Here is a 22,971-nt window from a genome sequence, read left to right as displayed (position 1 = left end):
AAAAAGCCAGCGATTATGCTGGCTTGGGCTTTCGAGTCGAATCAGGAAGCGTCTGCGGCCATTTCGGCGTCATGGGCAATCAGCGAAACAAGAGCATTCTGCTGACGGTGGGAGAGTTGGCGGAAGCGTTGCAGCAGTTCACGTTCGTGCAATGACAGCTCCGGGCTGTCCAGGCGCATGCTCAATTCTTCGCCCAGTGCACCTTCCTGAATAAGACTCTGCTCAAGGCGCGCAATGATTTCGGAGTTCATGCTGCGATGATGATTGCGAGCCACCTCGGCAATGCGTTCACGCATTCCGTCTGGCAGACGTACGACGAACTTGTCAGCCGTACGGCTGGAATAAATTGCCTGTTTCAATGGGCGCATATATTTAACCGGTTAGTTCAGGGGAGCGGTTCTCGGGATTGGCCGCAGGATGTCTGATAGGACAAGGTGTCTGGCCAAATGTTCAACCTGAATTGATAGAGGCTCGCATCATGCCTCAAAGCAGCCAGATCATTGGCGTCAATTCTGTGACAAATATTGAGCTGGGTAAAGGCGTTATGCCAGCACCATTATCAAAAATGTGGACTGGTTGGAAAACTTTGCCCCTTGCCCGTATCGCTAAACGCGTCGTCTGCCCGACAGGTGATGCCCGAAGACGTCTGAAGGTGCATGCTACGCGGATTCGATCCTTGGTCCTTACCTTATACAGGATAGTGGCAAATGGCCGATTTACTAGTGGCAGACCCGCAGAGAGGGACTATTCAGGATGGATGGCACATTGATTTACTTGATGGGTCCTTCAGGATCCGGCAAGGACAGCCTCATCGAAGCGGCTCGACAACCTTTACGCTCGATGAATGGCGAAGTAGTGCGCCGGGTCATCACGCGTTCGGCCGAATCCGTGGGCGAAGACGCCATCGGCGTCTCTCGAGAACAGTTCCAGCGCCGCCGGGACGCGGGTGACTTCGCCCTGTCGTGGCGCGCCAATGGCCTGGATTACGGCATTCCGATCCAGATTGACCAGTGGCTGAGGGACGGCCGCCATGTGTTGGTCAACGGCTCTCGCGGCCACCTGGCGGAGGCGCTGCAACGCTATCCTGCGCTGTTGCCGGTGCTGCTGACCGTCAAGGATGAGGTATTGCGCGAACGCCTGCTGCGACGTGGTCGTGAGAGCGTTGAGGAAATTGAAGCGAGGTTGCGCCGCAACGGGCTGTTTATGGCTGACGATTCACTCGGTGACGCGCAGATATATCGACTCGACAATTCTGGCGAGCTTGCTGTCACCGTTGAAAATCTTCTGAAAGTGCTGAAGCTCAGCGTAAAACCGGATCGAACTTGATTTTTCGCCCGACAATCAGCGCCAGCACGAACAAAGCGCCGAATACACCGCAGGCAATCAGGGGCAGGGTGGCGACCGTGTCCGGAACCAATGACAAATGAAGAATGCCGCTCAGTAAGGCAAGGATCAAACATCCTGCGGCTGATTTGGACATGCTGTGCTCCTGATAGGGTGATTCAAAATACCAAGCGTTCCGAAGACTGCGACACCAGCGGGTAAGTGTGCTGGTTCACGTCCTGGCCAACAAAGCCGCGCTGATCGTTCATGACCGCCAATTGCGGGGCTTTTTGCAGCTGGAGGTAATGGGGCATCCGATGCGCGACCTGCTCAGCGTCGTTCTCGGCGGCAAAATGACCACCCAGCAGGACGGTAAGGGCGATCGCATTCGAGAGTAAAAGGACGCTGTTCATGAGGCTGACCTCGGTTGTTCGTGAGAACAGCTAAAGCAGCCCGCGTGCCAAGAGTCTAACGGCAATTAAATCCTTTAAAAACAAAGAATTAACTTATTAATCAAAGAAGCGGTCGTTGCAAATTGCAATGATGGCATTTTGAGAGGATGCAATTTGCACGGTAAATTAAGCCACGAAAACGAAGGGCGTCTGCCTACACTTAAAAAGCCCTGCGGACGACATGACAAAAGCAGGCCTGCCCGTTAACATGCACGCCGTCCCTCGCACCGCATTCCTTGTGGGCGATCTGTGTCTCAGTAGCTCAATTGGATAGAGCATCCCCCTCCTAAGGGGAAGGTTGGCAGTTCGAACCTGCCCTGGGACACCATCCGAATTTTCAGCATCGAGCTGTAAAAAAACGCCCCGCCGGAGAAATCCTCCCGCGGGGCTTTTTTGTACCCGGCAGCCGACGATCTACATGGCAAGTCCGCCATTGCTGTGCCTTACTCCTCGTATCTCTCAGGGAGCGAAACAATGCGACACAGAGGCGCACATTTCTGGTTATGGACCAACACCCGGTTGCCTCTCCACACCCATGAAGAAGTGCTCAGCGATGGTGTGCAGGTCGAGGTGCAGGCGCGGATCAGTCATGAGGGCATCACCCAGGTATTCATCGGCATTTACGCTGACAGTGGATGGGCGATTCGCGAGGAGTTTCACGACAGGACAGTGGGTGAGTATTACTGTGCCGCATTGAGGTGGGGCGCTCAGCGGGCGAGAGAGCTGGTAGCGGATACTCAAGCGTTTGTCGCGCCGCATCGGGTGCAATTGACATTGGCCCCGGTGATTACCGATGAGCCGACACTGGCGCTGCGGCGCATGGAAATGACCGAGCGTGAGCTTTTGAAAATCCGCTCCGAAGACGCCTGGTCCGAATACCTGGCTGCCAAAGCCGCGATGCTTGAGCTGATGCGCGCTACCAAAGTCGATCCCACGGTCTGGGCGGACCACAAGGAGCGACTGCGCCAGGCGATCGATCGGCGCATCAGCGTGCAGCGCGCCTATTTGCGCTGACTCATTTGCCGATCGGTAAACTCGAAGAGCGCCGCAGCGCCTCGATGGTTTCGATCAGGCTGTCGTAGGACACCGGTTTGCCAATGTGCTGATCAAAACCCGATTGCCGGGATTTCTGAATGTCACTGTTGGCGCCGTAGCCGGTCAGCGCAATGGCCGGCACATCCTTGAGCAGCGGCAACTGGCGTAACGCGCTCATCAGCTCGTGACCGTTCATGACCGGCATGCCCAGGTCCGAAATGATGAGGTCGAAACGCGTGCTTTTTGCTGCGTCCAGAGCGGCTACCGAACGGTCGAAGGCAATCACTTGCGCGTCTTCCATTTCCAGCAGCACTTTCAAGGTTTCCAGTACCTCGGTCGAGTCGTCGACCAGCAGAATGGTCAAGCCGCTCAGCCTTCCGGCTGCGTCTTCAACAGTGGGGGCGGCTTGAGCATCACCGTTGGTTCTGGCCAACGGCAAATAGATGCTGAACGTACAACCGGCACCCAATCCGGGTGACGTCACTTCAACGGTGCCTCGTTGTGCCTCGGTCAATTGACGAACCAGCGACAGACCAATCCCCAGCCCTTCACGGTTGTGAGTGGCATGCTGCTTTTCGGCCTGTCCAAACAGATCGAACACGTGCTCAAGATTCTCGGCCGCGATGCCTGCGCCGTCGTCTTTGACGTCCAGCCGCACCTTGTTCCCGGCCTGACTGGCGATCAATTGCACGTGCCCGGTGGGCGGGGTGAATTTCAGTGCGTTGTTCACCAGGTTCCAGATGATCTGTTCCAGGCGTGTCGGGTCGGCACGGACCATCAAGGGCTGCGACGGCACGATCAACTCGACCGTGGTTTCGTGCTGCTCATTGAGAACGACGGTGTGGATGTCCCGCAGCACGCTGACCAGGTCCACGGCGACCGGTTGCAACCTGAGCTTGCCAGTACGGACCCGGGCGACATCCAGCAGGTCATCGATGATCCGCGCCTGGCTGGTCACCGCATCGCAGATCGTGTTCACGGCCTTGGCGGCGGGCGCCACGGTCTTGGTCACCGGCAGGCGCCGCAGCAGTTCTGCGTTGAGCTGGATCAGGTTTAGTGGGTGCTTGAGCTCGTGGGACATGACCGCAAAGAACTCGTCCTTGAGGTAGTTGGTATTGCGGGTCTCGGCCAGCTCCTGGCTCTGCGCTTCATGCTGACGTTTGTGGCCGGTCAGGTCCCGGGCGATCTTCACGTAGCCTTGCAGGTTGTCGCCGCTGAGCAGCGTTACCTCGCCGCTGCAAAAGAACCGGCTGCCGTCCTTGCGCATGTGCCAGCGCTCATCATCGTTGCGACCGTGGGTGCGAACGGCCAGCAGTTCGTTTTCAGGCACACCGGCGGCGCGGTCTTCCGGCGAGAAAATGAAATCGTAGTAGGCGCCTTCAGCTTCGGTCTTGCTGTAGCCGAAGATCAGCTCGGCGCCTTTGTTCCAGCTGGTGATCACCCCTTGCTCATCAAGGGTGATGATCGCGTAATCTCGGGTGCTTTCAGCCACCAGACGCATGCGTTCTTCGCCCAGTCGCAGTTCTTCTTCGGCGGCGCGGCGCTTGGTTATGTCGATGAAGGTCAGCACCGTGCCGTCGATATGGTCTTCGCAGGAGCGGTAGGGCAGCAGGCGGGCGATGTACCAGCGGTTGTCCGTGCTGCTGACCTCGCGCTCGATCATGTTCAATGATTCAAAGACCAATGCCGCGTCGCCCGCCAGATCGTCGTAGTGCAGGCGATGGGTGATGTCGAGCAACGAGCGGCCGGTATCCACCGGCAGCATGCTGAAGATGTCCGTGGCTCGCGGGGTGAACCATTTGATCCGCATGCTGCGGTCGACGAACACCGTGGCAATGTCGGTCGAGGCGATCAGGTTGGTCAGGTAGTCGTTGATCTTGTCGGTTTCTTCAACCTTGGTTTTCAGCTCGTAGTTGACCGTCAGCAGCTCTTCGTTGATCGACTGCAGCTCTTCCTTGCTGGTTTCCAGCTCTTCGGTGGCCGAACGCAGCTCTTCGTTGATCGCCTGCATTTCTTCATTGGAGGCCTTGAGCTCTTCGCTGGAGACTTCCGATTGCTCGATGGTGTCCTGCAAGTGCAACTTGGTGCGTTGCAGTTCGCGTTCAAGGTTGGACAGCACCTGGCTTTCGGTTTGCATCAGGGTCGTGGCGGCCTGTTCCGAAGGATCGACTTCGGCCTCTTCGAAAATCACCAGGACAAACTCGCCGTCCGACTCGTCGTCCTTATAGGGCTGCGCCATCAGGTCGACCTTGAAAAGGCGATTGTCACGGCTGATCGGCACTGCACGGGATTTCACCACCAGACCGCTCTGCTGGACTTGAAACAGCGTGGTGCGAATCTCCAGACGCAACTCGGGAAGGATCAGCGTCAACAGGTTGCGTGACAACTCACCGCCCACATGACGCAGGAAACGCCCGGCGCTTTCGCTCATGTGCAGGATGTCGGCGTTGGCATCGACAATCATGCTCGGTGGCGCGGCGCGTTCGAGGGCGCGCTGATGAATGTCGGCGAAGGACAGTTTGCGCTGCACCGCGCTTTGCGGTGTCTCGCGGGTCACACTGCTGCGCACATAACCGCCGCGCGGCATGGTCGGGGTGCGTCGGCTGTTGGCGGTGCCGGTCTTGGCGCGGAAGATCCGGTTGCGTTTGTCCACCGGGGTGAACAGCTCGTGGCAAGCGTCCGCGCTCTCGGAAGAACCCAGAAACAGGAAGCCGCCCGGGCGCAGCGCAAAGTGGAACATCTGCAGGATTTCACGCTGCACTTCGCGATCCAGATAGATCAGCAGATTGCGGCAGACAATCAGGTCGATTTGCGAGAAGGGCGGGTCGGATAACAGGCTGTGTTTGGCAAACAGGACCTTTTCGCGGATCTCCTTGCGAATCCGGTAATGGTCATCTTCCTTGACGAAATAGTGCCGCAGCCGCGTCGGCGGCACATCGGTCACGATCGCTTGCGGGTACAGACCGGCCCGGCCGATGCTGATGGCGCGCTCGTCGATGTCAGTGGCGAACAGTTGCAGCGAAGCTTTGCTGGCGTCCAGTTGCAGCTGATCGTTGAGCAGCATCGCCAGGCTGTAGGCTTCCTCGCCCGTGGAGCAGCCGGCGGACCAGACACGGATTTCTTCATTCTCGGGCTGCGCCGACACGGCGGCGCTGACCAGTTGCGGCAGCACGTCCCGTTCCAGGGCCTCGAACGCCTCGCGATCGCGGAAGAAGTTGGTCACGCCGATCAACATGTCGGCCAGCAGGGCCTTGGTTTCATCGGGATTGTTTTGCAGGTAGCGAAAATAGGCGCCCAGGTCGGGTTGCGCCGTGACTTGCATCCGACGCTCGATCCGTCGCAACACGGTCGCGCGTTTGTAGTGTTTGAAGTCATGACCGGTGCCGGTACGCAACTGGATCAGGATGTCGTGGAGCATCTGTTCGGCGAGTATCGCTTCACGCTCGGACACGGAGGCGAAGGTTTGCAGTTCCGGGTCGTTGGCGGTGGGCAGGCAGATTTCCTGCGAGTTTTGCCACAGTTCCAGCAGTTTTTGCGGCATTTCCACCACCGGCAACACCAGATCGACATTGCCGGTCTCGATGGCGGCGCGGGGCATGCCGTCGAACTCGGCATCTTCCGGCGCCTGGGCCACGGTGATGCCGCCGTGTTCCTTGATCCGCGACAAACCGACCGCGCCATCGGAGCCACTGCCCGACAGCACCAGGCAGAAGGCACGCTCGCGGTGGACTTCGGCCAGATCGCGGAAGAACAGATCGATCGAGGCGTGTCGCGTCTCGCGCGGCTCGTTGCTGCTGACCTCAAGCACACCGTCGTTCATCGTCAGCCGCTGAGCCGGCGAAATGACGTAGACGTGATTTTTTTCGATTGGCACCGTTTTGGTGACTTGCAGCACCGGCATCCGGGTCGATTCCTGGATGATCTTGTCCGCGATGCTCTGGTGATCGGGCGACAGGTGAAGAATGATCACGAAGGCCATGCCGTTGTCGTGGGGCATGTTCTCGAAAAACAACTTGATGGCTTGCAGCCCGCCCGCCGACGCACCAATGCCCACCACCGGAAAGTCCAGTGTGCTGGGGCTCAAGGCCTTTCGCTCAGGAGCATTGGCCGAGGGTGGGGGAGTGGTGGTCATGACTTCAGCCTTATACCGGCGACGGGGGTGAGTTGAGTTCAAGCGGAGATAAACGCACTCCAATAAAGCAGGATAATCCCGTTTTTCAATAACACCTTCAAATATTTAGAGACACTTGATTGGCCGGAGTTCTCAAGGGAACGGCACCCTTGGCCGATAACCCGAACGGTCATGGTCTTCTTCTCAAATTGCCTGGAAATCTTCGATGCTGTCGTATCACCAAAAGAGTTTTCTGATCGTCGATGATTTCTCGGATTTCCGCAGTTCCGTCAGGTCCATGCTGCGTGAACTGGGAGTCAAGGACGTCGACACCGCGGACACCGGGGAGCAGGCGCTGCGCATGTGTTCGCAGAAGGCCTACGATTTCATCCTGCAGGATTTCCACCTCGGCGACGGCAAGAAGAACGGCCAGCAAGTCCTCGAAGACTTGATGATCGAGAAGCTGATCAGCCATGAAAGTGTGTTCGTCATGGTCACTGCCGAAACCAGCCAGGCCATGGTGCTCAGCGCGCTGGAACACGAGCCTGACGCTTATCTGACCAAGCCGTTCAACCGTTCAGGCCTGGCCCAGCGTCTGGAGCGTCTGGAGCAGCGCAAGAACCTGCTCAAGCCGATCCTGCAAGCGCTCGATCGTGGCAAACCGCTCGAAGTGCTCAATGCCTGTATCGAGCTGTGCAAGAAGGACATCCGTTATTCGCCGCTGTGCCTGCGTTACCGCGCGGACGCCTTGCGCGACCTGAATCAGAACGAAGCGCTGGAACGCCTCTACGACAGCATCATTGCCGATCGCCCCTTGCCGTGGGCGTTTGCCGGTTTGGGCAAGTTGCTGTTCAAGCGCGGCCAGGTCAGCCAGGCCAAAGGCATTTACGAAAAAGCCCTGAAAGTGTTTCCGATGATGCCGGCGCTGTATGACGGCATGGCCGACGTGCTGGTGGTTGAAGGGGATACCAAGGGCGCACAGAAAGTATTGGAAGAAGCCATTCGCCTGTCGCCGCTGGCAGTTCGCCGCCAAGCGTTGCTGGGTAAACTGGCGATGACCAACGAAGATTACGACACGGCGTCCAAGGCTTATCGCCAGGCCGTGTCCCAAGGTGCGCAGTCACGTTTCAAGGATGCCGAAAGCAACTTGGGCCTGGCCCACGCGTTGATCAGCAAAGGCAGCGAGAAAGGCCTGGACACCCGCACCCGACTGGAAATCAACACGACCCTCAGCCTGGTGGCCAAGGAGAATCCTTCCGACCCCGGCCTGCAGATTCGTGCGCGACTGATGAAAGCCACCAGCCTGTTGCTCAATGACGCCGAAACCGCCGAGAAGCTTACCGAGCAGGCGATGATGCGCCTCGACGGCATGGAGCAGTTCATGAGCGCCGAAGCGGCGCTGCTGGTGGCCAAGCAGCTGCAAATGCTCGGACAGGCAAGCGCTGGCGCGTCGATGTTGAAAAACTGCGCGGAAATCTACGGTGACGATCCGGTGGTGATGCAAGGCATCGCCAAACTGACCGATGACCCGACGATTCTCAGCCAGAGCAACGCGGCCTCCGAACTCAACCGTCAAGGCGTGCAGGTGTACAAGACCGGCAACCTGGCGGAAGCCCGGGCGGTGTTTCGCAAGGCCCTGCACATGCAACCGAAGAACATCAGTATCGCGCTGAACATGGCGCAGTCGTTGTTGCACGGCACGGACACCAGCGTGCCGTCGGCCGAACTCGATGAATGTCGGAGCTGCCTGAAACTGGTCGGCATGATGCCCGACACCGACGCGCGGTATCCGCGCTACCAGAAACTGAAAATCAAGGCGTTCAGCGGATGAGCCAAGACAACACGGCACTGGATTTCTCGACGGTGATTGCCTCCACCGTGCACGACATGAAGAACTCGCTGGCCATGCTCATGCAGGCCCACAGCCAATGGTTGGCGCGCTTGCCAGACCCTGAGCAGCACAGCCCGGAGCAGGGCGTGATCGAGTACGAATTCGCTCACCTCAACGGCATGCTCGTGCAGTTGCTGGGGCTGTACAAGCTGGGCGTCAATCAGCTGCCATTGCAGCCGGCCTACCATGAGCTGGACGATTTCCTCGAAGCGCAACTGGCTTGCCATCAAGAGGTGTTCGCCAGTCGCGGCATCGTCGCCACCTATGAAGTCGACCCGTTGAGTCCCTTGGGGTTCTTCGACCGGGAGCTGGTGGCCTCGGTGTTGGCCAACTGCATCAACAACGCCATTCGTTACGCTCGCCAGTCGTTGCTGATCAGCGTCGTCGACGAGGCAGGGGAATTGGTGCTGACCATCAACGACGATGGCGACGGATATCCCGCCGAGATGATCGAGCTTCAGGCCGATTACGTGCAGGGCATCAACTACAGCAGTAGCAGCACCGGCCTGGGCTTGTATTTCGCCGGGCGCATCGCCGCGCTGCACCAGCGCAATGGCGTGGGCGGGCGCACCCGCATCAGCAACGGCGGCCCGTTGGGCGGCGGCGTGTTCAGCCTCTACCTCCCCTGACAAAAACAAATCCTGTAGGAGCTGTCGAGTGCAACGAGGCTGCGATCTTTTGATCTTGTTTCTAAAAAAGCAAAGTCAAAAGATCGCAGCCTCGTTTCACTCGACAGCTCCTACAGGGAATGGGGAGTGGCTTTGATATCACGTATCAGCAACGGCGGCCCGTTGGGCGGCGGCGTATTCAGCCTCTACCTCCCCTGATAAACACAAATCCTGTAGGAGCTGTCGAGTGCAACGAGGCTGCGATCTTTTGATCTTGTTTTTAAAAAAGCAAAGTCAAAAGATCGCAGCCTCGTTGCACTCGACAGCTCCTACATGGAATGGGGAGTGGCTTTGATATCACGTATCAGCAACGGCGGCCCGTTGGGCGGCGGCGTATTCAGCCTCTACCTCCCCTGATAAACACAAATCCTGTAGGAGCTGTCGAGTGCAACGAGGCTGCGATCTTTTGATCTTGTTTTTAAAAAAGCAAAGTCAAAAGATCGCAGCCTCGTTGCACTCGACAGCTCCTACATGGAATGGGGAGTGGCTTTGATATCACGTATCAGCAACGGCGGCCCGTTGGGCGGCGGCGTATTCAGCCTCTACCTCCCCTGATAAACACAAATCCTGTAGGAGCTGTCGAGTGCAACGAGGCTGCGATCTTTTGATCTTGTTTTTAAAAAGCAAAGTCAAAAGATCGCAGCCTCGTTTCACTCGACAGCTCCTACATGGATTGGGGAGTGGCTTTGATATCACGTATCAGCAACGGCGGCCCGTTGGGCGGCGGCGTATTCAGCCTCTACCTCCCCTGATAAACACAAATCCTGTAGGAGCTGTCGAGTGCAACGAGGCTGCGATCTTTTGATCTTGTTTTTAAAAAAGCAAAGTCAAAAGATCGCAGCCTCGTTGCACTCGACAGCTCCTACATGGAATGGGGAGTGGCTTTGATATCACGTATCAGCAACGGCGGCCCGTTGGGCGGCGGCGTATTCAGCCTCTACCTCCCCTGATAAACACAAATCCTGTAGGAGCTGTCGAGTGCAACGAGGCTGCGATCTTTTGATCTTGCTTCTAAAAAATCAAAGTCAAAAGATCGCAGCCTCGTTGCACTCGACAGCTCCTACATGGAATGGGGAGTGGCTTTGATATCACGTATCAGCAACGGCGGCCCGCTGGGCGGCGGCGTGTTCAGCCTCTACCTCCCCTGATAAACACAAATCCTGTAGGAGCTGTCGAGTGCAACGAGGCTGCGATCTTTTGATCTTGCTTTTAAAAAGATCAAGATCAAAAGATCGCAGCCTCGTTGCACTCGACAGCTCCTACATGGATTGGGGAGTGGCTTTGATATCACGTATCAGCAACGGCGGCCCGCTGGGCGGCGGCGTGTTCAGCCTCTACCTCCCCTGATAAACACAAATCCTGTAGGAGCTGTCGAGTGCAACGAGGCTGCGATCTTTTGATCTTGTTTCTAAAAAAGCAAAGTCAAGAGATCGCAGCCTCGTTTCACTCGACAGCTCCTACAGGGTTAGGGTGAGGGTGAGGGTTTGGGGGAGGCGTGATTTCTTTGTGTGCACTGCTTGATATTCCGAACAGGCGGAGCCTATTTTGTACGGGTCGCCGTTCGCGGCTCGCACAATTACAAAGGATTGCGTCATGACAACCGATGGCCAGCGTTCACTCGCGCAGCGATTGACGGGCATTGATGAGATTGAATGTGTTACGCCGGATTTGAACGGCGTGCCCCGTGGCAAGGTCATGACCGCCGAGGGGTTTGTCGAAGGACGGCGTTTGCAGATGGCGCGGGGTGTGCTGCTGCAATGCATCATGGGCGGCTATCCGCCGGCACGTTTTTACGGCTGCGATGATGGCGACCTGGCGCTGGTGCCGGACCCGGCCCATATCCACCGCCTGCCCTGGAGCAAGCAGCCCCGGGCATTGGCCATTTGCGACGCCGATGAACTGACCGGCGAGAGCTCCAGGCTGTCGACCCGTGGCCAACTCAAGGCCGTTATCGCCCGTTACGCGGCCCTCGGTCTGGCGCCAGTGGTGGCGACCGAGCTGGAATTCTTCGTCTTCGCGCCCAATCCCGACCCGACACAACCGTTCCAGCCGCCGCTGGGCCTGGACGGTCGGCGCGAGGAGGGGCATTCGGCGTTCAGTGTCAGTTCCAATAACGGTTTGCGGCCGTTCTTCAGTGAAGTCTACGAATGCATGGCGGCCCTGGGCTTGCCGCGTGACACCTTTATGCACGAGATGGGCGTCAGCCAGTTCGAGATCAACTTGCTGCACGGCGATCCGTTGCTGCTGGCCGACCAGACGTTCCTGTTCAAGCATCTGCTCAAGGAAGTCGCGCTCAAGCACGGCCTGACCGTGGTGTGCATGGCCAAGCCATTGGCGCACACGCCGGGCAGTTCGATGCACATTCACCAGAGCATCGTCGAGATCGGCAGTGGGCGGAACGTGTTCAGCGACGAGGCCGGTCAGCCGACAGCGACCTTCCGTCATTTCATTGGTGGCCAGCAGGCCGGCATGGCGGATTTCACCGCGCTTTTTGCACCGAACGTGAACTCCTATCAGCGCTTGTGCCATCCGTTTGCCTCGCCGAATAATGCCTGCTGGTCCCACGACAACCGTGCTGCCGGATTGCGCATTCCGGCCAGTTCTGCGGCCGCTCGTCGGGTCGAGAACCGCTTGCCGGGGGCCGATGCCAATCCGTACCTGGCGATCGCCGCCAGCCTTGCCGCCGGTTTGCACGGCATCGAAAACGAACTGGAGCCGAGCGAGGCAATCCAGGGCGAGTTCGAGGTGCCGGATAAACTTTCGTTGCCGTGTACCTTGCATGCCGCTCTTGAGCGTCTGAAACGTAGTTCATTGGCGAAGGAACTGTTCGGCACGGAGTTCATCGAAGGCTACGTCGCTTCGAAGACCATGGAGTTGACCAGCTTCTTTGATGAAATTACTCCCTGGGAGCGCCGTGTCCTGGCCGCCCAGGCCTGACGACCTGTCGTCTTCGGGCTATCTTTTCGGATAGCCCGTTTCTTACCGCAAGGAGCCGCTCGGAACGCCGATGCGCCAAATCTGGAAACCTTTTCGAGCGCTTTATTTTGCCTCGCTGATGATGTTGATCGGCTCAGGCTTGCTGAGTACGTACCTGGGCTTGCGCCTGGCGGCGGATAACGTCGACAGCCTGTGGGTGGGTGCGTTGATGGCGGCCAACTATTTCGGCTTGGTGCTGGGCGGCAAGATCGGTCACCGACTGATCGCGCGGGTCGGGCACATTCGCGCCTATTCGGCTTGCGCCGGGATTGTCGGCGCGGCGGTACTCGGCCACGGCCTGGTCGACTGGCTGCCGGCGTGGATTTTCCTGCGGGTGATCGTCGGCCTCGGCATGATGTGCCAGTACATGGTCATCGAAAGCTGGCTCAATGAGCAGGCCGAAGCCTCGCAGCGCGGCACCGTGTTCAGCGGTTACATGATCGCTTCGTACCTGGGATTGGTACTCGGTCAGTTGATTCTGGTCATGCACCCGGCCCTGGGCCTGGAGCTGCTGATGCTGGTCGCCTTGTGCTTCGCGCTGTGCCTGGTGCCGGTGGCGCTGACACGGCGGATTCACCCGGCACCGCTGCATCCGGCGCCGATGGAGCCGCGGTTCTTCATCAAGCGAGTGCCGCAGTCATTGAGTACGGTGTTGGGGGCGGGGCTGATCATTGGCTCCTTCTACGGTCTGGCGCCGCTGTATGCCTCGCAGCAAGGGCTGTCCACGGAGCAGGTCGGTCTGTTCATGGGTAGCTGCATTTTTGCCGGGCTGCTGGTGCAGTGGCCATTGGGCTGGCTGTCCGACCGTTATGACCGGGCGTTGCTGATCCGCTGTTTTGCGGTGGTCCTGGCCCTGACCGCGTTGCCGCTGGCGATCATGCAGCAGGTGCCGCTGGAGGTTCTGTTTGTCGCCGGTTTCTTCTGTTCGTTGGTGATGTTCTGCCTGTATCCGCTGGCCGTGGCGTTCTCCAATGACCACGTCGAAGGTGATCGTCGGGTGTCCCTGACCGCGATGTTGCTGGTGACCTACGGCGTTGGCGCCAGTATCGGGCCGTTGGTGGCCGGGGTCCTGATGAAGCTGTTTGGCAGCCACATGCTGTATGCCTTCTTCAGTTTCTTTGCGTTGGTGCTGGTGTGGCGGATCCGCCCGAAAGCGGTCACCAACCTGCACCAGGTCGAAGATGCGCCGCTGCATCACGTGGCCATGCCGGACAGCATGTCGAGTTCGCCGCTGGTGGCGTGCCTTGACCCGCGGGTCGATGAGCAAGTGGTGCAGGATCAGATGCAAAACCCGATCAACCCGGAACCGGAGCCAGAACCCGAACCGGATCCCGAAACCGATCCACCTCCCGAAGAACCTGACGCGGGTCGCGAGCAAAGCTTTACCGAAGCCAGGCCTTAAACCGGCGCATAAAAAAACGGGCAGTCACCGCAAGGGACTGCCCGTTTTTTGTTGAAGCGCCGTATTACATGTCGTCTTTGTCGAAGCGGCGCGCTTCACGCTGGAGCTGATAGACGAACCGTTCGACCTGGCGCTGCACCAGTCCGCTCATGTTGTGGAAGCGGATGCCGGCGAAGGTGGTGGAGATTCTTTCTTCGAAGTGCAGGTACCGCAGTTCCACCGGCGCGGTCATGCTGCCGAAGGGCAGGTCGGCAATAAAGCGGTCGTAAACCTGACCCAGTTGCAGCCTGGCGGTGATATCACCTTCAAAGCGCAGCTTGCAGCCAGTGGCGGAAATGTCGAGCAGCTTGCCTCTGATCGGAAACTTGAGCTTTTCACCGCCCAGTTCGACATCGACCAATTGCGCCAGCTTCAACGCCGCCCGGAAGGCATTGCGGCGCTGGTGGTAGACCACTTCATCGGGGAGGGTGCCACGGTAGCAGCGATCACCGGACTCATCGATGGTCAGCGGGCCGTTGCTTTCCCACGCAATACGCACGCCTTCGTGGAAACCTTCAACCCGAAAGGGCTCGCCTGCCAGCAGATAGCGTTCGCCGTCGCGAGGCACCATTTCGTCCAGGGCAATGCGATTGCCGTCACGGTCGACGTCCACCAGATAGCTCTGGAAGCGCTGGCTGCGTTCGTGGAACGTGATGATCAGCGGGTCATGGCTCTCTTGCAGCTGCCGCAGGTTACCGGCGATCTCCATCGGCGTGGATAGCACCTTGGGTGGCTGCGGAGCATCTTCCGCGTTTAAGGCATTGAACACGGTTCATCTTTCTCCAGACAAAATATGACTGCGACTTGCCAGCATACTGCCAGCATGTGAGGCGTCTTGATAGAGCGTGCTCATTAACAGGCTCAAGCCTGACTAAGCGGGCGCGGCTTCGCTAGCTTGGAGGTTGATCCGCGGGCATCGTAAAGTGCTGGCGGTTCGCCGCCGGTGAGAATTTTCAGCTGATTGGCCGTGGCGGCCTGCTGGACCAGGATCGACTGGCCATTATTGACGTTGGCCGCCTGGCATTGAGCCAGGAGATCGGTCAGTTTGTCGCTCTGTTCCAGCAATTGATCGCCGACGCTCGACTGGCTGGCGAGTTGCTCCAGGCCGTTGCGATTGGTCGGCAGGTTCAGGCTGGCGAGGATTTCACTGCGCTTGCGGCCATGCTGTTCAAGCAGAATGATCATTGCCTGTTTCTGCGCCAGAATCTCTTCGAGCAGCGGCATGTCGCGACCGTGCAACGCGATGGATTCGGTTTGCAGTAACTCCAGCAAGTATTGCGCTGGAGCAAAGTCGTCGGTGATCAGTTGCAGTAAATTAGTGTCGTGCATGGCTGGCCTTGGGGTTTAAGCGTCCAAAAGCCTGGCGCAGGCCGTGGCCTAGCGCTGGGCTTCGAAGTTGAGCAGTTTGCTGGCTACACGGTTGCTGTCGACTTTATAGCTGCCATCGGCAATCGCTGCTTTCAACTCGGCCACACGGGCGTTGTCGACGGCAGGCTGATCGCGCAGCTTGTCAGTGACCTTCTGCAACTGTTGAGCCTCATTGCTGAGGTGTACCGATTCCCCGCTTTTAGCGGTACTGGCCTGTTCGGCCGGGGTATTCAGCGGCGCGGATTTGCCGGTTTCGGCGGTTTCCTTCGCGGTGCTGGTACGCGTACTACCGGTAAGTGACGAGGAGCTGTTCAAACGGCTGAAATCGATGACCATGATAAAAACCTCTGGGTATTTGGACGCTTGCCATGTTTTCGGCTCTCCTTGCGAAAACTTTAGGCCCATTTATCAATGAGCTTGCATGCGCCAGCGCTTGTCCTGCCTGCGGCACAGTTTAGGGAACAGCCGGGCGGCGCGCCATCTTTCACCCACAGATCGTTCTACATGGCCACTTCCACCTGGCCCGGCGCCATGACTTGCGCCTTGATGACCCGCTGGGAGTTAAGGTTTTTCACTCGAATCTGTTCACGCAGCCCGCCGTTGGACAGGGCTTCGCCCGGCATGCGCACACTGAGCGTACCACTGCGGGCGGTAATCACCACTTGATCGCCCTTGCTGATGACTTCGGCCTGTTCGAGATGAACCAGCGTCAGCACCTGATTGGCGACCGTTGGTCGGGTAAGTTTTTGCCCGACAGCTTGTTCCAGGGAGGTGAAATAACCCTGGTTGATCTGGCTGATATCCCGCTCGCGCAACATGACATCGCCGGGCTCGATGACCCCGGCGCGTTTGAGCGGCCGCGTGGTCGTCACAACCTCTCGAAACAGGCGGACTTGAGCGGGTACGAAGACTGTCCAGGGGGATGTGCTGTCGCAGCGGACCTTGACCGTGACCCGCCCGATCGGGGTCGCGGGGCTCTCGAGGGTGGCTGTCAATTCCTTGTCGCACATGGGCATGCGCAGTCGCGGATCGAGCTGGCTGACCTCGATTTCGTACCGTCCTTCCGTTTGACTGGTAGCCAAATAGTCCTCTACGGTGAATTCAAGAAAGCCCTGAGTGACGCCGATAAGCATGTCAGGCAAGGTAACCGCGTCAGCAAGGGCAGGGCTGCCAGCGTTGAACAGGCAAACGGCCGACATCGCGCAAAGCAATTTGCGGGAAGTTGATGTCAGGCGTCGGAAAAATGTCGGTTCTGTGTTCATAAGAGTTAAAAAGCAAGCGCCGTGCCGTTTAGCAATGAATGTGCGTCGCAACACACTTAAGCGTTGGTGTAGGAGTCTGTGCATGGCTGGTGTAATGGATGCGGTAAACCAGCGCACGCAACTGGTTGGGCAGAATCGCCTTGAGCTGTTGTTGTTCCGTCTCGACGGCCAGCAGCTGTATGGGATCAACGTGTTCAAGGTCCGTGAGGTGCTGCAATGCCCCAAGCTGACCCTGATGCCCAAGTCCAGTCCTGTCGTGTGCGGTGTGGCAAATATCCGGGGGGCGACCATTCCGATTCTTGATCTGGCGATGGCGACCGGCTCCGGAGCCCTTAAAGATCAGAGCAATCCCTTCGTGATCATCACGGAGTACAACACCAAGACCCAGGGTTTCCTGGTGCGATCGGTGGAGCGCATCGTCAACATGAACTGGGAGGAGATTCATCCGCCACCCAAGGGCACGGGACGCGATCATTACCTGACGGCTGTGACTCGGGTCGACAATCAGTTAGTCGAAATCATCGACGTCGAGAAAGTGCTGGCGGAAGTGGCGCCGACACCGGAAGCGATTTCGGTTGGCGTGGTGGATGTCGAAACCCAGCACAAGGCCTTGTCCTTGAAGGTCTTGACCGTCGATGACTCGTCGGTGGCGCGCAAACAGGTGACGCGTTGCCTGCAAACCGTCGGTGTCGAAGTGGTGGCGTTGAACGACGGCAAGCAAGCGCTGGATTACCTGCGCAAGCTGGTCGACGAAGGGAAAAAGCCGGAAGAAGAGTTCCTGATGATGATTTCCGACATCGAGATGCCGGAAATGGACGGGTACACCCTGACGGCCGAGATCCGCAACGACCCGCGCATGCAAAAGCTTCATATCATCCTGCATACTTCGTTGTCGGGTGTATTCAATCAGGCAATGGTCAAGAAGGTCGGTGCGGATGACTTCCTTGCCAAATTCCGTCCTGATGACCTGGCATCCCGGGTAGTCGACCGGATCAAAGCAGCAGATATCAGCTAGGGGCCTTCTGTCCCTGGTGGTTAACACGATTTAAGAGGCGGCATCTTTGTCTACGGGTAATTTGGATTTCGAACAGTTCCGGGTATTCCTGGAAAAAGCCTGTGGCATTTTGCTCGGTGAAAACAAGCAGTACCTGGTCTCGAGCCGTCTCAACAAACTGATGGAGCAGCAAGGTATCAAGTCCCTGGGTGAGCTGGTCCAGCGCATCCAGACCCAGCCACGCAGCGGTTTGCGCGAGATGGTGGTGGATGCCATGACCACCAACGAAACCCTGTGGTTTCGTGACACCTATCCGTTTGAAGTCTTGAAGAACAAGGTGCTGCCCGAAGCGATCAAGGCGGCCCCCGGCCAGCGTCTGCGGATCTGGTCGGCGGCGTGTTCGTCGGGTCAGGAACCGTATTCGCTGTCGATGTCCATCGATGAGTTCGAACGCGTCAACATGGGCCAGTTGAAGATGGGGGCGCAGATTGTGGCCACCGACTTGTCCGGCACCATGCTGACCAATTGCAAGACCGGCGAGTACGACAGCCTGGCCATCGGCCGTGGTCTGTCGCCCGAGCGCCTTCAGCGTTATTTCGACCCGAAAGGGCCGGGACGCTGGGCGATCAAGGCGCCGATCAAGAGCCGCGTGGAGTTTCGCTCGTTCAACCTGCTGGACAGCTACGCGGCCTTGGGCAAGTTCGACATCGTGTTCTGCCGCAACGTGCTGATCTACTTCTCCGCCGAGGTGAAGAAAGACATCCTGTTGCGCATTCACAGCACGCTCAAGCCGGGCGGATATCTGTTCCTCGGCGCCTCCGAAGCGCTGAACGGTTTGCCGGATCATTACCAGATGGTCCAGTGCAGCCCGGGGATCATTTACCAGGCGAAGTGATTCGTTGGCAGCATCAAAAAAACGGGAGCCCTCAGCGGCTCCCGTTTTTTTTTTGCATGATGTCTCATCCCGCCGCATTACCTGTAGGAGCGAGGCTTGCCCGCGAAGGCGATGTGTCAGACACATTATTGCTGACTGATACATCGCCTTCGCGGGCAAGCCTCGCTCCTACAGTGGTCGGTGTGGCTCGTGACAAGCGGCAGAAAAGCGGCAGACGGCGGAAATCGGTTGCCGCTTTTCTGGCATTGCCGCCTTGCCACTGCCCGCAAAGCCCCGGTTTCCGGGCTTTTTTGAATTGGCACGCGGCTTGCTATGTCTCTGTTACGAAAAATCAGGTCACCCGAAGGTTTCCCGACATGAGCATCAGCTTCGATAAAGCGCTCGGTATCCACGAACAAGCCCTGGGCTTCCGCGCGCAGCGTGCCGAAGTCCTGGCCAACAACATCGCCAACGCCGACACCCCGAACTACAAGGCTCGGGACCTGGAGTTCTCCAAGGTGCTTGCCGCACAGAACGAGAAATCCAAGGGCGGCACGTTTGCCTTGAACATGACCAACAGCCGCCATATCGAGGCCGAAGGCCTGGGCAATGGCGACGAGTCGCTGATGTATCGCACGCCGATGCAGCCGTCGATCGACCAGAACACCGTGGACGCCCAACTGGAACAGTCGAACTACGCGGAAAACGCCGTCGGCTTCCAGGCCAGCTTCACCCTGCTCAACAGCAAATTCAAAGGGCTGATGTCAGCCCTGCGCGGAGAGTAATTCATGTCTCTATCCAGTGTTTTCAACATTGCCGGTAGCGGCATGAGCGCCCAGACCACGCGCTTGAACACCGTGGCCTCGAACATCGCCAACGCCGAAACCGTCTCGTCGAGCATCGACCAGACCTATCGCGCCCGTCACCCGGTGTTCGCCACCATGTTCCAGGGCGGCCAGAGCGGCGGCAGCGATTCGCTGTTCCAGAGCCAGGACGCCGCCGGACAAGGCGTGCAAGTGCTGGGCGTGGTCGAAGACCAGAGCAACCTTGAGGCGCGCTACGAGCCGAACCATCCGGCCGCCGACGCCAAGGGCTACGTCTACTACCCGAACGTCAACGTCGTCGAAGAAATGGCCGACATGATTTCCGCCAGTCGTTCGTTCCAGACCAACGCCGAAATGATGAACACCGCCAAAACCATGATGCAGAAGGTCCTGACCCTCGGTCAGTGATAAGGGGCGACTCAGATGAGTGTTACCGATACCACCAGCGGCGTGAACATCAAGGACGTCCTGGCCAATTCTTCGGTCAAGACCAATACCACCAGCAGCGACGGCCTGGCCTCGGCAACCAACAGCGCCACTGGCAAAAAGGCGTTGGGCAAGGATGCGTTCCTGCAATTGCTGGTCACCCAGCTGAAGAACCAGAACCCGCTCGAGCCGCAGGACAACGGTGACTTCGTGGCTCAGCTGGCACAGTTCAGTAGCCTGGAAGGCATCACCACGCTGAACGATACGGTCAGCGGCATTGCCGGCAACTACAACTCGTCGCAAGCGCTGCAAGCGTCTTCGCTGGTGGGCCGTTCGGTGGTCGCGCAGACCGACACCGCGGTCGTCGATACCTCCAAGAGCTTCAACGGCACGGCGGTGGTACCGGCATCGGTGGATCCGGTCACGATCAAGATCACTGACGCCGATGGCAAAGTGGTCCGCACCATCGATATGGGCAGCCAGAAGGCCGGCAACGCCAGCTTCATCTGGGACGGCAAGAACGATGCGGGCGAAGTGGCCAAGGCCGGCACTTACAAATTTGCCGCCACCGCCACTTACGACAGCAAGGCGACCTCGCTGGTGACTTACCTGCCGGCAACCGTCAACAGCGTGACCATCAGCCAGACCGGCGGTGAGTTGATGCTGAACCTGGCAGGCCTGGGCAGTGTTGCCCTGTCCAAAGTACAGACCATTGGTATATAGAGCCGACTAACACGGCACAAAGGAGTGGAATATGTCTTTCAATATCGGCCTTAGCGGTCTCTATGCAGCCAACAAACAACTGGACGTGACCGGCAACAACATCGCCAACGTCGCGACCACCGGTTTCAAATCGTCCCGTGCAGAATTCGAAGACGTGTACTCGGCCACTCGCCTGGGTACCGGCAGCAAGACCGTCGGTAACGGCGTGCGTCTGGCCAACGTTGCCCAGCAGTTCGGTCAGGGCGACGTGAACAACACCGGCAACGTGTTGGACATGGGCATCCAGGGCAATGGTTTCTTCATCCTCAGCGACAACGGCTCCCTGAGCTACACCCGTGCCGGTGCGTTCAAGACTGACGCTGAAAACTACGTCGTCGACAACAACGGTAACCGTCTGCAAGGTTACGGCGTTGATGACAACGGCAAGATCATCAATGGCGTGCTGACCGACCTGAAGATCGACACCTCGAGCCTGTCGCCAAAGGCGACCACTCGCGTCGATCAGACGATGAACCTTAACTCTTCGGAAACCCTTCCGACCGTTACGCCGTTCAACCCGGCTGAGCCATTGAGCTATAACAAGCCAATCTCCACACCGATCTACGACAGCCAGGGTAACCAGCACACTCTGGATCAGTATTACGTAAAAACCGGTACTAACGCGTGGACCATTCACACCTATGTGGACGGTCGTTCGCCTTCCAACCCGGCCACCGAGCCACCGGTGCCAGTGACTGCCACCGTGACCTTCAATTCTGACGGTACCGTGAACACCATGACCGGCAGTGCGGGTTTTGCCGTGACCGGCAAAACCTTCAAGCTGACCGGCTGGGTGCCAGGCGTGGTGACCAATGCCAGCGTGACGCCGAAAGTCTGGGGTCCTAACGGTTCGGTTCCGGCCACTGGTGGCCTGACCTTCGACATGACCAAGACCACCTCTTTCAACTCGGCAACTGCCCGTACCCAGCAATATCAGGACGGCTACGCCACTGGCCAGATCTCCAGCCTGACCATCGACGAAAGCGGTGTCATGACCGCCAACTTCAGCAACCAGCAAACCAAGGCCATCGGCCAGGTAGCGGTCGCCAGCTTCGCCAACGAACAAGGCCTGCAGCCAATCGGTGGTACCCGCTGGAAAGAAACCTTCGCCTCGGGCGTGGCCGGTGTCGATGCACCGAAAACCGGTACGCTGGGTGCGGTAGTGTCCAACTCGCTGGAAGAGTCCAACGTCAACCTGACCAACGAACTGGTTGATTTGATCAAGGCACAGAGCAACTACCAGGCAAACGCCAAGACCATCTCTACCCAGAGCACCATCATGCAGACCATCATTCAGATGACCTGATGCTGGATAGCGCTGCATAAGAAGCCCCTCGTGAGAGGGGCTTTTTTTGCCTTGTGGAATCAGGATCAAAAGATCGCAGCCTCGTTTCACTCGACAGCTCCTACAGGGGGGGCGTGTACACCGGGGCATTCCGTGTTTGCCCGATCCATGTAGGAGCTGTCGAGTGAAACGAGGCTGCGATCTCTTGATCTTGAAAGGCAGGCAAAAGAAAACCCCCGACAATCCAGAGGACTGATCGGGGGTTGTCCAGGTCAGCGCCTTTCAGCGCTCACCGGCTCAGCTTATTGGCAAGCCAACGTCAACCTGACCAACGAACTGGTTGATTTGATCAAGGCGCAGAGCAACTACCAGGCGAACGCCAAGACCATCTCTACCCAGAGCACCATCATGCAGACCATCATTCAGATGACCTGATGCTGGATAGCGCTGCATAAAGAACCCCTCGCAAGAGGGTTTTTTTTGCCTTGTGGAATCAGGATCAAAAGATCGCAGCCTCGTTTCACTCGACAGCTCCTACAGGGGGGGGGGCGGGTACACCGGGGCATTCCGTGTTTGCCCGATCCATGTAGGAGCTGTCGAGTGAAACGAGGCTGCGATCTCTTGATCTTGAAAGGCAGGCAAAAGAAAACCCCCGACAATCCAGAGGACTGATCGGGGGTTATCCAGGTCAGCGCCTTTCAGCGCTCACGGCTCAGCTTATTGGCAAGCCAACGTCAACCTGACCAACGAACTGGTTGATTTGATCAAGGCGCAGAGCAACTACCAGGCAAACGCCAAGACCATCTCTACCCAGAGCACCATCATGCAGACCATCATTCAGATGACCTGATGCTGGATAGCGCTGCATAAGAAGCCCCTCGTGAGAGGGGCTTTTTTTGCCTTGTGGAATCAGGATCAAAAGATCGCAGCCTCGTTTCACTCGACAGCTCCTACAGGGGGCGGGTACACCGGGGCATTCCGCGTTTGCCCGATCCATGTAGGAGCTGTCGAGTGAAACGAGGCTGCGATCTCTTGATCTTGAAAGGCAGGCAAAAGAAACCCCCCGACAATCCAGAGGACTGATCGGGGGTTATCCAGGTCAGCGCCTTTCAGCGCTCACGGCTCAGCTTATTGGCAAGCCAACGTCAACCTGACCAACGAACTGGTTGATTTGATCAAGGCGCAGAGCAACTACCAGGCAAACGCCAAGACCATCTCTACCCAGAGCACCATCATGCAGACCATCATTCAGATGACCTGATGCTGGATAGCGCTGCAT

At 58.0% G+C, this 22,971-nt stretch carries 20 protein-coding genes, 1 tRNA gene and 3 pseudogenes; 16 read left to right on the top strand and 8 right to left on the bottom strand.

Annotated features, from left to right (window positions below):
* Positions 1–41 precede the first annotated feature (41 nt).
* Entirely contained in the window at positions 42–368 is a 327-nt protein-coding gene (locus tag ACA049_RS23115) for an Arc family DNA-binding protein (protein ID WP_003178899.1), read from the bottom strand.
* A gap of 385 nt (positions 369–753) precedes the next feature.
* Between ACA049_RS23115 and phnN the strand changes: the two genes are divergently transcribed.
* The gene (phnN, locus tag ACA049_RS23110; RefSeq protein WP_497330115.1) at positions 754–1,326 is read left to right on the top strand and encodes a phosphonate metabolism protein/1,5-bisphosphokinase (PRPP-forming) PhnN; all 573 of its coding nucleotides are present in this window, start codon (positions 754–756) and stop codon (positions 1,324–1,326) included.
* Here the strand turns inward: phnN and ACA049_RS23105 are convergent.
* Both ACA049_RS23105 and ACA049_RS23100 read right to left on the bottom strand, forming a co-directional pair.
* Positions 1,301–1,480 (bottom strand): PA3371 family protein, encoded by a 180-nt coding sequence (locus ACA049_RS23105; protein ID WP_109634075.1) that lies wholly within the window; start codon positions 1,478–1,480, stop codon positions 1,301–1,303. The genes phnN and ACA049_RS23105 overlap by 26 nt on opposite strands.
* Before the next feature lie 22 nt (positions 1,481–1,502).
* Positions 1,503–1,736 (bottom strand): hypothetical protein, encoded by a 234-nt coding sequence (locus ACA049_RS23100; RefSeq protein WP_497330113.1) that lies wholly within the window; start codon positions 1,734–1,736, stop codon positions 1,503–1,505.
* Positions 1,737–2,026: 290 nt separating this feature from the next.
* On the opposite strand from ACA049_RS23100, the gene ACA049_RS23095 reads away from it, so the two are divergent.
* A tRNA-Arg gene (locus ACA049_RS23095) sits at positions 2,027–2,103 on the top strand.
* A 146-nt stretch (positions 2,104–2,249) separates the two neighbouring features.
* The gene (locus tag ACA049_RS23090) at positions 2,250–2,789 is read left to right on the top strand and encodes a hypothetical protein (protein ID WP_497330111.1); all 540 of its coding nucleotides are present in this window, start codon (positions 2,250–2,252) and stop codon (positions 2,787–2,789) included.
* Between the two features lies 1 nt (position 2,790).
* On the opposite strand, the gene ACA049_RS23085 is transcribed toward ACA049_RS23090, so the two are convergent.
* The gene (locus ACA049_RS23085) at positions 2,791–6,942 is read right to left on the bottom strand and encodes a CheR family methyltransferase (RefSeq protein ID WP_497330109.1); all 4,152 of its coding nucleotides are present in this window, start codon (positions 6,940–6,942) and stop codon (positions 2,791–2,793) included.
* A 205-nt stretch (positions 6,943–7,147) separates the two neighbouring features.
* Here ACA049_RS23085 and ACA049_RS23080 point away from each other — a divergent pair, with 205 nt between their 5' ends.
* The 4 genes from ACA049_RS23080 to ACA049_RS23065 all read left to right on the top strand — a co-directional run bounded on the left by ACA049_RS23080 (position 7,148) and on the right by ACA049_RS23065 (position 13,858).
* Positions 7,148–8,752 carry a response regulator gene (locus ACA049_RS23080; RefSeq protein ID WP_497330107.1) on the top strand — a complete coding sequence of 535 codons (1,605 nt, stop codon included), beginning with the start codon at positions 7,148–7,150 and terminating at the stop codon, positions 8,750–8,752.
* A complete protein-coding gene (locus ACA049_RS23075; RefSeq protein ID WP_497330105.1) occupies positions 8,749–9,441 on the top strand; it encodes a sensor histidine kinase in 693 nt (230 codons plus the stop codon). The genes ACA049_RS23080 and ACA049_RS23075 overlap by 4 nt, the downstream gene beginning before the upstream one ends.
* Before the next feature lie 1,734 nt (positions 9,442–11,175).
* Complete coding sequence (locus ACA049_RS23070) at positions 11,176–12,417, top strand: glutamine synthetase family protein (protein WP_497336950.1); 1,242 nt, start codon at positions 11,176–11,178, stop codon at positions 12,415–12,417.
* Between the two features lie 70 nt (positions 12,418–12,487).
* The gene (locus tag ACA049_RS23065; RefSeq protein ID WP_497330103.1) at positions 12,488–13,858 is read left to right on the top strand and encodes an MFS transporter; all 1,371 of its coding nucleotides are present in this window, start codon (positions 12,488–12,490) and stop codon (positions 13,856–13,858) included.
* Positions 13,859–13,922: 64 nt separating this feature from the next.
* On the opposite strand, the gene ACA049_RS23060 is transcribed toward ACA049_RS23065, so the two are convergent.
* The 4 genes from ACA049_RS23060 to flgA all read right to left on the bottom strand — a co-directional run bounded on the left by ACA049_RS23060 (position 13,923) and on the right by flgA (position 16,527).
* On the bottom strand, positions 13,923–14,666 hold the full coding sequence (locus tag ACA049_RS23060; protein ID WP_497330101.1) for a flagellar brake protein: 744 nt from the start codon (positions 14,664–14,666) through the stop codon (positions 13,923–13,925).
* 92 nt (positions 14,667–14,758) lie between these two features.
* Positions 14,759–15,226, bottom strand: coding sequence for a flagella synthesis protein FlgN (locus tag ACA049_RS23055; RefSeq protein WP_497330099.1), 468 nt, complete (start codon positions 15,224–15,226; stop codon positions 14,759–14,761).
* Positions 15,227–15,274: 48 nt separating this feature from the next.
* Entirely contained in the window at positions 15,275–15,601 is a 327-nt protein-coding gene (gene flgM, locus ACA049_RS23050) for a flagellar biosynthesis anti-sigma factor FlgM (RefSeq protein ID WP_109633993.1), read from the bottom strand.
* A gap of 164 nt (positions 15,602–15,765) precedes the next feature.
* Positions 15,766–16,527 carry a flagellar basal body P-ring formation chaperone FlgA gene (gene flgA / locus ACA049_RS23045; RefSeq protein WP_497330097.1) on the bottom strand — a complete coding sequence of 254 codons (762 nt, stop codon included), beginning with the start codon at positions 16,525–16,527 and terminating at the stop codon, positions 15,766–15,768.
* A gap of 82 nt (positions 16,528–16,609) precedes the next feature.
* Here flgA and ACA049_RS23040 point away from each other — a divergent pair, with 82 nt between their 5' ends.
* The 9 genes and pseudogenes from ACA049_RS23040 to ACA049_RS23000 all read left to right on the top strand — a co-directional run.
* Positions 16,610–17,542: a chemotaxis protein CheV gene (locus ACA049_RS23040; RefSeq protein WP_123432838.1), complete on the top strand. Its 933-nt coding sequence runs from the start codon at positions 16,610–16,612 to the stop codon at positions 17,540–17,542.
* A gap of 46 nt (positions 17,543–17,588) precedes the next feature.
* Positions 17,589–18,416, top strand: coding sequence for a protein-glutamate O-methyltransferase CheR (cheR, locus tag ACA049_RS23035; RefSeq protein ID WP_010457158.1), 828 nt, complete (start codon positions 17,589–17,591; stop codon positions 18,414–18,416).
* Between the two features lie 356 nt (positions 18,417–18,772).
* Positions 18,773–19,180, top strand: a complete 408-nt coding sequence (flgB, locus tag ACA049_RS23030) for a flagellar basal body rod protein FlgB (protein ID WP_497330095.1) — start codon at positions 18,773–18,775, stop codon at positions 19,178–19,180.
* 3 nt (positions 19,181–19,183) lie between these two features.
* On the top strand, positions 19,184–19,627 hold the full coding sequence (gene flgC, locus ACA049_RS23025; RefSeq protein ID WP_007980123.1) for a flagellar basal body rod protein FlgC: 444 nt from the start codon (positions 19,184–19,186) through the stop codon (positions 19,625–19,627).
* A gap of 15 nt (positions 19,628–19,642) precedes the next feature.
* Entirely contained in the window at positions 19,643–20,368 is a 726-nt protein-coding gene (gene flgD, locus ACA049_RS23020; RefSeq protein WP_497330093.1) for a flagellar hook assembly protein FlgD, read from the top strand.
* A 31-nt stretch (positions 20,369–20,399) separates the two neighbouring features.
* Positions 20,400–21,713: a flagellar hook protein FlgE gene (gene flgE / locus ACA049_RS23015; protein ID WP_497330091.1), complete on the top strand. Its 1,314-nt coding sequence runs from the start codon at positions 20,400–20,402 to the stop codon at positions 21,711–21,713.
* 291 nt (positions 21,714–22,004) lie between these two features.
* Positions 22,005–22,127, top strand: a pseudogene (locus ACA049_RS23010) (flagellar basal body rod C-terminal domain-containing protein); the annotation flags it as partial.
* 289 nt (positions 22,128–22,416) lie between these two features.
* Positions 22,417–22,542, top strand: a pseudogene (locus ACA049_RS23005) (flagellar basal body rod C-terminal domain-containing protein); the annotation flags it as partial.
* 285 nt (positions 22,543–22,827) lie between these two features.
* Positions 22,828–22,953: pseudogene (locus ACA049_RS23000) on the top strand (flagellar basal body rod C-terminal domain-containing protein); the annotation flags it as partial.
* Positions 22,954–22,971 lie beyond the last annotated feature (18 nt).

Source organism: Pseudomonas sp. LBUM1662 (assembly GCF_059695915.1).
The sequence above is the reverse complement of the archived record's forward strand: the minus strand, read 5'-3'. Positions and strand labels throughout refer to the sequence as shown.

Bases quoted from the DNA above. Each gene is read 5' to 3' on its own strand.
- flgE (WP_497330091.1), top strand. From the start codon at position 20,400: ATGTCTTTCAATATCGGCCTTAGCGGTCTCTATGCAGCCAACAAACAA.
- ACA049_RS23090 (WP_497330111.1), top strand. From the start codon at position 2,250: ATGCGACACAGAGGCGCACATTTCTGGTTATGGACCAACACCCGGTTG.
- flgM (WP_109633993.1), bottom strand. From the start codon at position 15,601: ATGGTCATCGATTTCAGCCGTTTGAACAGCTCCTCGTCACTTACCGGT.
- ACA049_RS23115 (WP_003178899.1), bottom strand. From the start codon at position 368: ATGCGCCCATTGAAACAGGCAATTTATTCCAGCCGTACGGCTGACAAG.
- ACA049_RS23065 (WP_497330103.1), top strand. From the start codon at position 12,488: ATGCGCCAAATCTGGAAACCTTTTCGAGCGCTTTATTTTGCCTCGCTG.
- flgD (WP_497330093.1), top strand. From the start codon at position 19,643: ATGAGTGTTACCGATACCACCAGCGGCGTGAACATCAAGGACGTCCTG.
- ACA049_RS23080 (WP_497330107.1), top strand. From the start codon at position 7,148: ATGCTGTCGTATCACCAAAAGAGTTTTCTGATCGTCGATGATTTCTCG.
- phnN (WP_497330115.1), top strand. From the start codon at position 754: ATGGATGGCACATTGATTTACTTGATGGGTCCTTCAGGATCCGGCAAG.
- ACA049_RS23070 (WP_497336950.1), top strand. From the start codon at position 11,176: ATGACCGCCGAGGGGTTTGTCGAAGGACGGCGTTTGCAGATGGCGCGG.
- ACA049_RS23085 (WP_497330109.1), bottom strand. From the start codon at position 6,942: ATGACCACCACTCCCCCACCCTCGGCCAATGCTCCTGAGCGAAAGGCC.
- flgA (WP_497330097.1), bottom strand. From the start codon at position 16,527: ATGAACACAGAACCGACATTTTTCCGACGCCTGACATCAACTTCCCGC.
- ACA049_RS23040 (WP_123432838.1), top strand. From the start codon at position 16,610: ATGGCTGGTGTAATGGATGCGGTAAACCAGCGCACGCAACTGGTTGGG.
- flgC (WP_007980123.1), top strand. From the start codon at position 19,184: ATGTCTCTATCCAGTGTTTTCAACATTGCCGGTAGCGGCATGAGCGCC.
- flgB (WP_497330095.1), top strand. From the start codon at position 18,773: ATGAGCATCAGCTTCGATAAAGCGCTCGGTATCCACGAACAAGCCCTG.
- ACA049_RS23100 (WP_497330113.1), bottom strand. From the start codon at position 1,736: ATGAACAGCGTCCTTTTACTCTCGAATGCGATCGCCCTTACCGTCCTG.
- ACA049_RS23055 (WP_497330099.1), bottom strand. From the start codon at position 15,226: ATGCACGACACTAATTTACTGCAACTGATCACCGACGACTTTGCTCCA.
- ACA049_RS23105 (WP_109634075.1), bottom strand. From the start codon at position 1,480: ATGTCCAAATCAGCCGCAGGATGTTTGATCCTTGCCTTACTGAGCGGC.
- ACA049_RS23075 (WP_497330105.1), top strand. From the start codon at position 8,749: ATGAGCCAAGACAACACGGCACTGGATTTCTCGACGGTGATTGCCTCC.